The following is a 13,922-nucleotide window of genomic DNA, read 5'->3' on the forward strand; positions in this document are numbered from 1 at the left end:
TGTCGGCAGCCGTCGAAGGCGGGTTTGCCCGCACTTCGCCGGAGGTCGAGGTGGTGACCGGAAGTGACCGGTTTATTTTTTGCCCGTCGAGGGTAAACAGAGGCACTCTATGTGCGTAGTATCTAGGCAGCGCTCGGGCTGCCGGGCATGAAGTGAGGCGGTATTCCGCCTCGAAGCGTTTGACTGCGCCGGAATTCGGACACCGTCGTCCGAAAGCTGTTCCGGCTCCAGGTAACCATTCGGTTTCGACTGCCAATCCATTCAAGGTGATGCTCCGAATAACCAGTCGTGAATCACACCCCACGACCGGTATCGGTCGGCCGTGGGCTGTTCGGGGAGTGTCGAGCTGTAGAACGGAGTGATTGATGAGATCGTCGGCCACCGGGGTCGATAACGGTTCGTCGGCAGAACTTTCGGCCGAACCCTTTCCACTCACACCGGCGCAGACCGCGATGTGGTACGCCCAGCGGATCCAGCCGGAGATTCCTCTCATCATCGCCGAGTACGTGGAGTTCCACGGTGATCTGGACACCGGGCTGCTGCTGTACGCGATCGAACGTTTCGGAGTGGAGACGGAGGTCGGGCAGCAGCGCATCGTCCAGATCGACGGAGTACCGCATCAGGTAGTCGATCCCACCTTGCGGCCCGGCTGGGCCCGGGTGGATCTGCGGGACGAGGCCGATCCGCACGCCGCGGCCCTGCGCTGGATGCACGACGACGCCCGGACGCCGACCGATTTCGACCACGACCCGCTCGTTTTCAACGCCGTACTGCGCACCGGCGACCGCGATTACATCTGGTACTCGCGGGCCCATCACATCGTCATCGACGGCTACGCAGCGATGAATGCCCTGGTCCGCACCGCCGAGATCTACACCGCCTACGCCGAGGGCCGGGAGCCCGTGGTCTCGCGCGCCACGCCGCTGGCCGAGTTGTACGGCGGCGAGATCGAATACCGGAACTCCCAGCGCTGCGCCAACGACGGTGCGTACTGGCGCGAGGTGCTCGACGGGGCCGGCGAGGTGGTGAGCCTGTCCACCGTGACCAATGCGCCCGCGGCGGTCGCGGGACGCCGGCTCGCGACCGCCACGTTGAGCGATGCGACCGAGGCCGCCGTCGCCGTGGCGGCCGGACAGCGGGATACCTCGAACCCGGTCCTGTTCACGGCGGCCATGGCTTGTTACGTGCGGTCGATGACAGGGGAGAACGATGTCGTTCTGAGCCTGCCTGTTTCCGCACGCACCACGGTGTCACTGCGCCGATCCGCGGGTGTGGTGTCGAATGTGGTGCCGCTGCGGATCCGGTTCGATACGAGCACCACCGTCGACGACGTCGTGAACGCGGTCTCCCGCCAGATCACCGGTGCGCTGCGGCATCAGCGCTACCGCCACGACGATATCCGCCGCGATTGCGGATACGACCGGGACACCCGCGGTTTCTTCGGCCCGATGATCAACATCATGCTGTTCGCCCGGCCGCTGCGGTTCGCCGGGCTCGAGGTGGCGGCGCACGTCCTGGCCACCGGGCCGGTCGAGGACCTCTCGGTGAACCTCTACAACGCGGACGGTGGCCGGTATCATCTCGATTTCGAGGCCAATCCGCAGCTGTACAGCGAGGAAGAGCTCCGGGTGCACCACCGGCGCTTCCTCGATTTCCTGGACCGCTTCCTCGCCACCGACGTCGACACGCTCGTCCGTGACCTGCCCACCCTCACCGAGGCCGAACACCGGCAGGTCCTCCACACCTGGAACGATACGGCCGTCGAGGTCGAAACCGCCACGCTGGCAAGTCTTTTTGCCGATCGTGCGCAACGTTGCCCCGACGCGGTGGCCCTGAGTTACGAAGGTGCGGCGCTGACGTACCGGGAACTCGACGCCCGCGCGAACCGGCTGGCCCGTCTGCTGATCGCCGAGGGCGCGGGACCCGAGCGCGTGGTCGCGCTGTGCCTGCGCCGCAGCCTCGACCTGGTGGTCGCGATGTATGCCGTGATAAAAACCGGCGCCGCCTACCTCCCGCTGGATCCGGAACATCCGGTGCAGCGGCTGGAACAGATCGTGGGCCGGGTCGGGCCGGTCGCGCTCCTGGTCGCCGCCCGCGATGCCCTCGAACTGCCGGACAACGCCGCGGCACTGGCCGTCGACACGGTCGAACTGTCCGCCCTGGACCCGGCCCCGGTCACCGATGCCGACCGGATCGCCCCCCTGCGTCCCGACCACCTCGCCTATCTGCTGTTCACCTCCGGTTCGACGGGCACACCGAAGGGTGTCGGGGTCACCCATCGCGCGATCATGAACCGGTTGCGCTGGATGCAGCACGAATACCGGCTCGACGGCACCGACGTGGTGCTGCAGAAGACCCCCGCGACCTTCGACGTCTCGGTCTGGGAGTTCTTCTGGCCGTTGCAGACCGGGGCGCGGCTCGTGGTGGCCCGGCCGGACGGCCACCGCGATCCGGCCTATCTCGCGCGGCTCATCCGGGCGGAAGGCGTCACCACGGCGCATTTCGTACCGTCCATGCTCTCGGTGTTCGTCACCGATACCGAGGTGGGCGAGTGTGCCACGCTGCGCCGGGTTTTCTGCAGCGGTGAGGCGCTGCCACCCGCGACGGTCCGGGCATTCCGGGCCGCACTGCCCGGACCGGAACTGCACAACCTGTACGGGCCCACCGAGGCCGCCGTGGATGTGACCTATTGGCAGTGCCCGCCGGACCCGGCCACCGTGCCGATCGGTGCGCCGGTGTGGAACACCCGGACCTATGTCCTGGACAGCACGCTGCGGCCGGTCCCGCCCGGGGCCGTCGGCGAACTGTATCTGTCCGGTGTGCAGCTGGCCCGCGGGTATCTCGGGCAGGCGCCGTTGACCGCCGAACGATTCGTGGCCGATCCGTTCACCCCCGGCATGCGGATGTATCGCACAGGCGATCTGGCGCGCTGGCAGGTCGACGGCGGGACCGCGCGCCAGGGGGTCCTGGAATATCTGGGGCGCACCGATTTCCAGGTGAAGATCCGCGGTCTGCGGATCGAGCTGGGGGAGATCGAGGCGGCGTTGCTGGACGACGAGCGGATTGCGCGTGCGGTCTGTATCGCTCACGCCACCCCCGCGGGTGATCAATTGGCCGCCTACGTGGTGGTCCGTGGCGAGGACGGGCTCGATACGGCGGACATGCGGGCCTGGCTGGCGCGCTCGCTGCCGGGATACATGGTGCCCGCGACGGTGACCGTGCTCCCGGAGCTGCCGCTGAACAGCAACGGCAAGATCGATCGGGCCGCGCTGCCGGCGCCCGGACCCACCGGCAATCGGTTGCCGACCGCGCCGCGCACCGAGGTCGAAGAGGTGCTGGCCGCGATTTTCGCCGAACTGCTGGGCGTGCCCGACGTGGGTATCGACGACGGGTTCTTCGAACTGGGCGGTAATTCGCTGGTGGCGGCCCGGGCAGTCGCGCGGATCAATACCGCGCTCGGTACCGCCCTGACGATTCGCGATCTGTTCGAGGCCGGCAGTATCGCCGCGCTCACCACCCGGTTCACCGTGCACGAACCGGATCTGACCTCCCCGCAACTGGTTCCGGTGCACCGGCCGGAGCGGATCCCGCTGTCCCCGGCACAGCAGCGACTCTGGATCCTCAACCGGTTCGCCGAACACGCGGCCGCCTACAACATGCCACTGGCCGTGCAAGTGGACGGCAACCTCGATATCGACGCCTTGCGGGCCGGACTGCTCGATGTGCTGGGGCGGCACGAAAGCCTGCGCACCACCTTCCCGGATCTCGGGGCGGGACCGCAGCAGCTGGTACATCCGATGGCGGAGGTCCCGCTGTCGATCGAGCCGGTGGCGGTTCCCGGCGCCGAGGTCGCCGGGCTGGCAGCCGAATTCGTCTCCCGGCCGTTCGATCTGCGCACCGAGTTCCCGTTCCGGATCGCGTTGTACGCCACCGATACCGACTGCCATGTGCTGGTGCTGGTGCTGCACCATATCTGCGGAGACGGATGGTCGATCGCGCCGCTGGCCCGCGATCTGACCGTGGCGGTGACCGCGCGGACCGGAGGACATGCGCCGGACTGGGCGCCGCTGCCGGTGCAGTATGCCGATTTCGCCCTGTGGCAACGCGAACTGCTGGGTGAGGAATCCGATCCGGCGAGTGCGCTGAGCCGCCAGATCATCCACTGGCGAGCCGAACTCGCCGGCCTCCCCGACCAGCTCGACCTCCCTCTGGACCGGCCCCGGCCGGCCCACCGGTCCACCCAGGGCGGGCGGTACAGCTTCACGATTCCGGCCGGAACCCGGCGTGCCGCGGCCGAACTGGCGGGCGCGCGCGGTGCCAGCATGTTCATGGTGGTGCATGCCGCGCTGGCCACGCTGCTGTCCCGGATCTGTGGCAGCACCGATATCGTGATCGGTACGCCGATCGCGGGCCGCACCGATCCCGCGCTGGACGAACTCGTCGGAATGTTCGTCAACACGCTGGTACTGCGGACCGAAGTCGATCCCGCCGGCGATTTCGACCGGATGCTCGATATCGTCCGGGAAACCGACCTCAACGCTTTCGCCAATGCCGATGTGCCGTTCGAGCGGCTCGTCGAGGTGGTGAACCCGGAACGGTCGGGCGCCCGCCACCCGCTGTTCCAGGTGATGTTGTCGTACGACAATGCCGGCGAACTCGATCTGAACCTGCCCGGGGTACGGACCGAGGTCCTGGCGCTCGACACCGATATCGCGAAGTTCGATCTGCAGCTCGAGGTCCACGACGACAACTCCGGCGGTGAACTGCACGCCGAGTTCGGTTATGCCACCGATGTTTTCGACGAGCGAACGATCGTATCGATCGCCCGCCGGTTCATCACGGTGCTGGATGCCGCCGTGGGTGCCCCGGACCGCCCCGTCGGCGATATCGATGTGCTGGATCGGCGGGAACACGCGAACCTGGTGCCGCTCGCGGGCGGGCCGGCGGAACCGCCGGTCTCGCTGGCCGAACTCCTCGGCCGGTCCGCGGTCCGCGATCCGGACGGTACCGCCGTGCGCTACCGCGGCCGCGATACCAGCTACCGGGAACTGGACGAGCGGGCGAACCGGATGGCGCGGCTGCTGATCGATCGAGGCGCCGGGCCGGAGACGGTGGTCGCGCTCGCCCTGCCCCGCGGTCTGGACATGATCACCGCGATCTGGGCGGTCGCCAAAACGGGTGCCGCCTATCTCCCGGTCGATCCCGGATATCCGCGCGACCGGATCGCGCATATGCTCACCGATTCCGGTGCCCGGCTGGGGATCACCGGTCCGGATCAGCTCGAGGTGGTGGCCGGGCGGCTGAACACCGTCCGGACCTGGCTGGTGCTGGGCGATCCGGGATTCGAAACGGCGTGCGGGGCGGTATCGTCCGCACCGGTCACCGACGGTGACCGGATCCGGCCGCTGCGGACCACCCACCCGGCCTATCTCATCTACACCTCCGGATCCACCGGTACCCCGAAGGCCGTCGTCGTCACCCACGCGGGGCTGGCCTCCTTCGCCGCCGAACAGTGCTACCTGTTCGGTGTCACACCGACCTCGCGCACCCTGCATTTCTCCTCACCGAGTTTCGACGCCTCGGTGCTCGAGTTGCTGCTCGGCTTCGCCTGTGGCGCGACCGTGGTCATCGCGCCGCCGGATATCTACGGCGGCAGCGAACTCGCGACGTTCCTGCAGGTCGAGCGCGTCACCCACGCGTTCGTCACACCCGCCGCGCTGGCCACCGTCGATCCCGCCGGTTTGGACCGGTTGCGCACCGTCATGGTGGGCGGTGAGGCCTGCGCACCCGATCTGGTGGCGGCGTGGGCCGACCGGTACCGCATGCACAATATGTACGGCCCGTCCGAGGCCACGGTCGCGGCCACCATGTCCGCGCCGATGCGGCCCGGTCGTGCGGTGCCGCTGGGGCACCCGGTGCGCGGTATGCGGCTGTTCGTGCTGGACTCGCGGTTGCGGCCGGTTCCGCCCGGAACCCCCGGCGAGCTGTACCTGTCGGGGCCGGGCCTGGCCCGGGGGTATCACGGACGGTACGCGCTGAGCGCCGCCCGGTTCCCGGCCAATCCCTACGGCCGCCGCGGTGAACGGATGTACCGCACCGGTGACTTGGTGGTCGCCGATCGGTCCGGCCGGCTGCGGTTCCTGGGCCGCGCCGACGATCAGGTGAAACTGCGCGGATTCCGGATCGAACTGTCCGAGATCGACCATGTGCTGTGCACTCATCCCGGTGTGCGGCGGGCACTGACGATCGTGCACACCGATGGGCAGGCCCGGCAACGACTGGCGGCCTATATCGTCGCCGACGCCGCCGTCGAGCCCGCCGCGGTGCGGGCCACGGTCCGCGGCCGGCTGCCCGGATACATGGTTCCCGACGCCGTCACGGTCCTGCCGGAATTCCCGAAGGCCCCGTCGGGCAAGCTCGATCGCAAGGCGTTGCCCGAACCCGAATTCCTCAGCGCGACAGCCACTTCCCGGCCACCGGCGACCGATATCGAACGGCGGGTGGCCGAGGCCTTCGCCGAGGTACTGGGCCGGGAGGTCGCCGGGGCCGAGGACGGTTTCTTCGATCTGGGTGGTAATTCACTGCTGGCCACCCGCCTCGTCGGGGGACTGTACGACCGTTTCGGGGTGGACCTCCCCGTCCGCATCGTCTTCGAGGCGCCGACGGTGGCCGCCCTGGCCGAGCACGTGAGCCGGACTCCGGTGACGGTGCGGGTCCCGCTGGCCCGCTACGATCCGCGCCCGGATCGTCTGCCGTTGTCGCTGCCGCAGCAGCGGCTGTGGTTCCTGAACCGTTTCGCTCCCGAATCCAGCGCGTACAACATCGCCTTCGTCCTCGATATCGAGGGTGCTCTGGATGTCGCCGCGTTGCGCGCGGCGCTCGGCGATATCGTCGAGCGGCACGAGGTCCTGCGCACCGTCTATCCCGATGACGGGCACGGCGCCCAACAGCGGATCCTGCCCGCGGCATGGGCACTGCCCGCCCTGGTGGTTCGCGACAGCGATATCGCCGGCGCGGCCGTGGCACTGCAGGAAACAGCCACCACCGGTTTCGATCTCACCACCGGCACCCCGTTGCGGGCCACCCTGCTGCGTATCGGTGCGGACCGGTACCGGCTCGGTGTGGTGGTCCATCACATCGCCGCGGACGGCTGGTCCCTGGCCCCGCTCACCCGTGATCTCGCACTGGCCTACCAGGCCCGATGCGGCGGGTCCGCGCCTGCGTGGGCACCGCTCGAGGTGCAGTACGCCGATTTCGGGTTGTGGCAGCGCGAGCACCTCGGTGCCGGCACCGATCCGGACAGTCTCGCCGCCCGGCAACTCGGCTACTGGCGTGATCAGCTCGCCGGGCTGCCCGAGGAACTGCCCCTGCCCTACGACCGGCCCCGGCCGGCCACGCCACACCAGACCGCGGGCACCGTGCGCCGCAGTATCCCGGTGCCGGTGCGGCAGGCGCTCGCCGAACTGGCCCGCGCGCAGGGCGTGAGCCCGTTCATGCTGCTGCGCTCCGCGCTGGCCGTGCTGTTGCGCGCGGTCACCGGCGGCCGCGATATCGCGATCGGCACACCGGTCGCCGGACGGTCCGATCGCCGGCTCGACGAGCTGGTCGGCATGTTCGTCAACACCCTGGTGCTGCGTTCCGATGTCGACCCCGCCCGCGCGTTCACCGAACTGCTCCGCGCCGACCGCGATACCGAACTGGCCGCTCTCGCCCACGCCGATATCCCCTTCGAACAGGTCGTTTCGGCGCTGGGCAACGACCCGCGTGCCACCGGCCGGCACCCGCTGTTCCAGGTGGCGCTCACCGTGCAGGACACTCCGATACCGACGCTGGAGCTGCCCGGACTGTCGGTGGACGCGGCCGCGCTGGATATCGCGCGCGCCAAGTTCGATCTCGAACTGCGGGCCGGTGAACTCGGCGAGGGTGAGCTCGAGTTCGTCTACGCCGACGAACTGTTCGACGCCGCGACGGTGGAAACCCTGGCCGACCGGTTCCTGCGCGTGCTCGGCACCATCGCTACCCGCCCCGGCGTGCCGGTGGGCAATATCGATACACGAACGGACGCCGAACGGGACATATTCGGTCCCGCCCGCGGTCCCGCTCCCGGGATTCCGCGGACGATGGCCGGTTTGTTCTCCGCGACCGTGCTCGCCCACCGGGCCCGGCCGGCGCTGTACACGGACGACACCACACTCACCTACTCCGAGTTGGATCGCCGGGCCAATCGGCTGGCGCGTGCGCTGATCGGGCGTGGCCTGGGCGCGGGAGACCGGATCGCGCTCGGACTGACCCGCTCCGCGGATTCGGTGACGGCGATGCTGGCGATCGCGAAATCCGGCGCCGCGTTCGTCCCGGTGGATCCCAACTATCCCGTCGACCGGGTCGCGCATATGCTCGCCGATTCCGGCTGCACGGTCGGGATCAGTCGCATCGGGCACGCCGAGGCCCTGCGCGCCGCCGGCGGTGACCATATCGACTGGCTGCTGCTCGACACCCCCGCCGGGCGCCGCGAAACCGGGCTTTCCGCCGACCCGGTCACCGACGCGGACCGGGTTCGCCCGGTCCGGGTCACCGATCCGGCCTATCTCATCTACACCTCCGGGTCCACGGGTAAACCCAAGGGCGTCACCGCGACCCACGGTTCGCTCGCCGATCTCGCCGATGAGTTCCGCGACCGGCTGGCCATCAATCCTGGCGCACGGACGCTGCATTTCTCGTCACCGAGTTTCGACGCGGCGGTACTGGACCTGCTGCTCGCGGTGGGGTCCGGTGCCGCCATGGTGATCGTCCCGCCCGAGGTGTACGGCGGCGACGAACTGGCCGAGCTCATGACCCGCGCCGAAGTCACCCACACCTTCATCACCCCGGCCGCCCTGGCCACCATCGATCCGGACCGCTGGCCGCTGCCGCGGCTGCGCAGCCTGATGGTCGGTGGTGAACATCTCGGCCCGGAACTGGTGGAGCGCTGGGCGCCGGGCCGGCGGATGTTCAATGCCTACGGTCCCACCGAAACCACCGTGGTCGTCTCGGTGACACCGGTGGCGGTGGATCGCCCCGCGGGCCTGGGTGCGCTGATCCGTGGTGTCCGCGCCCTCGTCCTCGACGAACGCCTGCGGCCCGTACCCACCGGCGTCCCCGGCGAGCTCTACCTCGGCGGGCCCGGGCTGGCCCGGGGCTATCACGAACGGTTCGGGCTCACCGCGGCCCGGTTCGTCGCCGACCCGTACGGACCCGCCGGCGCCCGCATGTATCGCACAGGCGACGTGGTCCGCTGGACGGCCGACGGTGACCTGCGGTATCTGGGCCGCAGCGACAACCAGGTGAAGATGCGCGGGTTCCGGATCGAACTCGGCGAGATCACCGGCGCGCTGACCGCTCATCCGTCGGTGCGTTTCGCCCACACCGAGGTACGCCCGCTGGGCGGGGTGGACCGGCTGGTCGCGTTTGTGCAGCCGGCCGATCCGGCCCACCGGCCCGAGCCGGAGGAGTTGCGTGAGCATCTGGCGCAGCGCCTTCCCCGGCATATGGTGCCGACCGCGTTCGCTGTGCTCGACGAGATTCCGCTGACCCCGGTCGGCAAGCTGGATATCGCGGCGCTGCCCGAACCGCAGGCGCCGGCGGTGGGAGCTGCCGGCCGCACCCCGCAGACCGCCAGCGAGCGGGTGGTCGCCACGGTGATGGGTGAACTGCTGGATACCGGGGTCACCGATACCGCCGACAGTTTCTTCGATCTCGGCGGCAACTCGCTGCTGGCAACACAGCTGGTCGGCCGCCTGGCCGAGGCCACCGGCGTCCGGCTGGCGGTGCGCACGGTGTTCGCCGCCCCGACCGTCGGCGAGCTGGCGGCTCGCCTCGACGGCGAAACCGCCGGGGATACCGGGCCCGCGCTGGTTCGCCGGGACCGGCCGGAGCGGATTCCGCTCTCACCAGCCCAGCACCGGCTGTGGTTCCTCAACCGATTCGGTGGTTCGGACCCGGCGTCGACCCCAGGTGCCTACAACATCCCCGTGGTGCTGCGCTTGCGCGGCCCACTGGACCGCGAGGCGCTGACGACCGCGTTGCACACGGTCCAGGAGCAGCACGAAACGCTGCGGACGGTGTTCCCGGAGATCGGCGGGGAGCCGGTCCAGGTGGTCCGCGATATCGCCGAGGCCGCGGTCCCGCTGCAGGCGTCGGTGACCCGGCCCGACGACCTGCACGCGACGGTCGCCCGGTTCATCGCGCCGGGCTTCGACCTGGCATCCGAAATCCCGCTTCGGGCAGCACTTTTCGTCGTCTCGCCGGATGACCACATCCTGGTTCTGGTGGTCCATCACATCGCGATGGACGGGTGGTCGCTGGAACCGCTCGCCGCCGAGGTGGCCGGAACCTATCGTGCGATACGGCTCGGCGCGGAAACACGACCCGATACCGAGCGGCTGCAGTACATCGACTACACCCTGTGGCAGCGCGAACTGCTCGGGGACGAGGACGATCCGCAGTCGATGATCCGCGGCCGGCTCGACTACTGGCGCACCGCGCTGGACGGCCTGCCCGAACTTCTCGCCGTCCCCGCCGACCGGCCCCGTCCACCCGTTCCGTCCTACCGCGGCGGCACGGTGGAGGAGCGGCTCGACGCCCGGATCCATCGCGACCTGAGCGATCTGGCGGCGCGCCACAACGTGAGCGTGTTCATGGTGCTGCACGCGGCACTGGCGGTGCTGCTGCACCGGCTGACCGGGGTCGGCGATATCGCCGTCGGTACGGCGGTCGCCGGCCGCGGTCATCCGGAGCTCGACAGGATGATCGGCATGTTCGTCAACACCCTGGTGCTGCGGACCCCGGTCGACCCCGGCGACCGCTTCACCGAACTCCTCGACACCGTGCGGGATACCGATCTCGACGCGTTCGCGCACGCCGAGCTACCGTTCGAGCGGCTCGTCGAAGTACTCAACCCGGTGCGGTCCCAATCGCATCATCCGCTGTTCCAGGTGATGCTCTCGGTGCGCGACGAACCCGTGCGGGCGCTGGAACTGCCGGGGTTGAGTATCGAGGCCATGGATATCGATGCCGGTATCGCCAAATTCGATCTCCAGTTCACGCTCACCGAAACCCGCGGCGCGAATCGGGCGCCGGACGGTATCGCCGTCGCGGTGAACTACAGTGCCGACCTGTTCGACGCACCGACCGCGGCGCGGCTCGGGCGGCGGCTGGTGCGGTTGCTCGGCGCGATCGCCGCCGACCCGGACGTGGTCATCGGGGATCTGGAATTGCTGGAACCCGCGGAATGGTCGGCCCTGGCCCCGCTGCGCCGTGCCGACCCGGAGACTCCGGTCACCCTGCCCGAGGTCTTCGCCGCGGCAGCCTCCGTCGACCGGCGGGCGGTGGCGCTGGCCGGAGCGGGCGTCGAGATCACCTACGACGCCCTCGATCGCTGGAGCAACCGGCTGGCCCGGGTTCTCGTCGGATACGGCGTGGGGCCGGAAACCATGGTGGCGCTGGGTATTCCGCGCACGGTCGAATCGGTGGCGACGGTGCTGGCCGTCACCAAGACAGGTGCCGCCTTCGTCCCGGTCGACCCCGGCTACCCGGCCGCCCGGATCAGCCATATGCTCGCCGATTCCGGTGTCGCGCTCGGTCTTACGCTCACGGAGTACCGGTCGCAGCTGGGTGGCGAGACCCGCTGGCTGGCGCTCGACGAACCCGGCATCCGGGAGGAGGTGCTGCACGCGTCGAGTGCCCCGATCTCCGATGTGGATCGGACCGCCCCGCTGCGGATGGACAACCCGGCGTACGTCATCTACACGTCGGGATCCACCGGTACCCCGAAGGGTGTGGTCGTCACCCACAGCGGGCTGTCGAATTTCGCGGCGGAAACCGCGCATCGGTTCGATGTCCGCCCCGGCAGCCGCATCCTGCATTTCGCGACACCGAGTTTCGACGCCGCCATGCTCGATCTGCTGTTCGCCCTGGGCGGCGCCGCGACCCTCGTGCTCACCCCGCCCGGTGTGGTGGGTGGAACGGAGCTGGCTCGGGTCCTGATCGCCGAACGGATCACCCACGCGTTCATCACGACGGCCGCCCTGGCGACCGTGGATCCGGCGGGTATCACCGATTTCCAGCACGTACTGGTCGGCGGTGAAGCGCTGCCGGCCGATGTGGTGGCCCGCTGGGCCCCGGGCCGCGATCTGCACAATGTCTACGGCCCGACCGAGACCACCATCGTGACGCTGATGTCGCCGCCGCTGGTCCCCGACGGTCCGATACCGATCGGCGAACCGATCCGCGGGGTGGCGGCGGCGGTGCTCGACGCCCGGCTGCGGCCGGTGCCGCTCGGCGTCACCGGCGAGCTGTATCTCGCGGGCGGCGCGCTCGCCCGCGGCTACCACGATCGTCCCGGGCTCACCGCGCAGCGGTTCGTGGCCAACCCGTTCGGCAAACCGGGCGAACGGATGTACCGCACCGGCGACCTGGTGCGGGTCCGCACCGGCGCCGACGGCGGTCCCGGGGATATCGAGTACGTCGGGCGGACCGACCACCAGGTGAAGATCCGCGGGTTCCGGATCGAACTCGGCGAGATCGACGCCGCGCTGAGCCGCCATCCGGCGGTGGAGTTCTCGCATACCGCGGGACATCGCACCCCGGCCGGTGCCACCGCGCTGGTGTCGTATGTGAAGGCCGGCCCGGACACCACCGCGGCCGAGCTGACCGCACACCTGTCCGCAACGGTGCCCAACTATATGGTCCCGCAGTCGATCATGATGATCGACCGGCTGCCGCTGACACCCGTCGGCAAACTCGACCGGACGGCCCTGCCCGAACCGGTGTTCACCGCGGCCGAGGGATACCGGGCCCCCGCCGACCCGATCGAGGCGGCCCTGTGCGAGATCTTCGCCGATGTGCTCGGGGTCGAACGGGTCGGGGCCGGTGACGGATTCTTCGAACTGGGCGGCAATTCGCTGCTCGCCACCAAGGTGGTCGCGCAGGCCCGCGACGCCGGTCTCGACCTGCCGATGCAATTGCTGTTCGGTGAGTCGACTCCGGCCGCCCTGGCCGCGCGGCTCGGCGACGGCACCGCGGGTGACGCGATGGACCTCGCGCTCGCCCCGCTGCTGCCCCTGCGCGCGGAGACCGGATCGGACCGGGCCCCGCTGTTCTGTGTCCACCCGGCCATCGGTCTGTCCTGGTGCTACGCCGGATTGCTCGCCGAGCTTCCCGCCGATCAGCCGGTGTACGGGCTGCAGGCGCCGCAGGCGAGCGGTGCACCCGGGTTCGGCTCGATCGCGGAGGTGGCCGAGCACTATCTGACCCATATCCGCACGGTGCAGCCGCACGGGCCCTACCAGTTGCTCGGTTGGTCGCTGGGCGGTCTGATCGCGCACGAGATCGCCGTCCGGTTGCAGGCGGACGGGGAAGAAGTCGCCTCGCTGACAATGCTGGACAGCTACCGGCTCTCCGATGATCTGGCCGGCCACGCGATGCCGTCGGTGGCCGAGATCCTCGGCGAATTCGGTGGTGAACTCGTCGTCGACGGCGCCGAACCGACCCTGGCCGAGGCCGCCGAAATCCTGCGATCGCGACCCGGGCCGTTCGCCGCCCTCACCCTCGATCATCTGGAACGGTTGTATGCCGGTTACGCCGACGGCACTGTGCAAGCCAACGGCTTCCGACCCGGTGTATTCGACGGCGACCTGCTGTTCTTCGCCGCCACCACCGACCCGGTGAATCGCGCCGCGCCGGACCGGCGCCCCGGCGCGTGGGCACAGTTCGTCACCGGCGCGGTGCTCGCTCACGACGTGGAATGCACGCACGCGGAGATGACCACGGCGCAATCGCTCGCGGTGATCGGCCCGGTGCTCCGTGAACAGCTTCGCGCGCGGCTGCGCACATGACCCGCGCGCAGAGAGCGCGACCTCAGCCCGGAATCGAAACGAAGGAGAACG

Annotated in this window: 1 protein-coding gene; it reads left to right on the plus strand. The window is 69.4% G+C overall.

Going from position 1 to position 13,922, the window contains the following annotated elements:
• The first annotated feature begins 365 nt into the window (after positions 1 to 365).
• Complete coding sequence (locus ACIA75_RS15830) at positions 366 to 13,871, plus strand: amino acid adenylation domain-containing protein (RefSeq protein ID WP_397104311.1); 13,506 nt, start codon at positions 366 to 368, stop codon at positions 13,869 to 13,871.
• Positions 13,872 to 13,922: the final 51 nt, after the last annotated feature.

The sequence above is a fragment of the Nocardia sp. NPDC051750 genome (genome assembly GCF_044453135.1).
In the GTDB taxonomy this organism is placed as follows: Bacteria; Actinomycetota; Actinomycetes; order Mycobacteriales; family Mycobacteriaceae; genus Nocardia.

Bases quoted from the DNA above. Each gene is read 5' to 3' on its own strand.
- ACIA75_RS15830 (WP_397104311.1), top strand. From the start codon at position 366: ATGAGATCGTCGGCCACCGGGGTCGATAACGGTTCGTCGGCAGAACTT.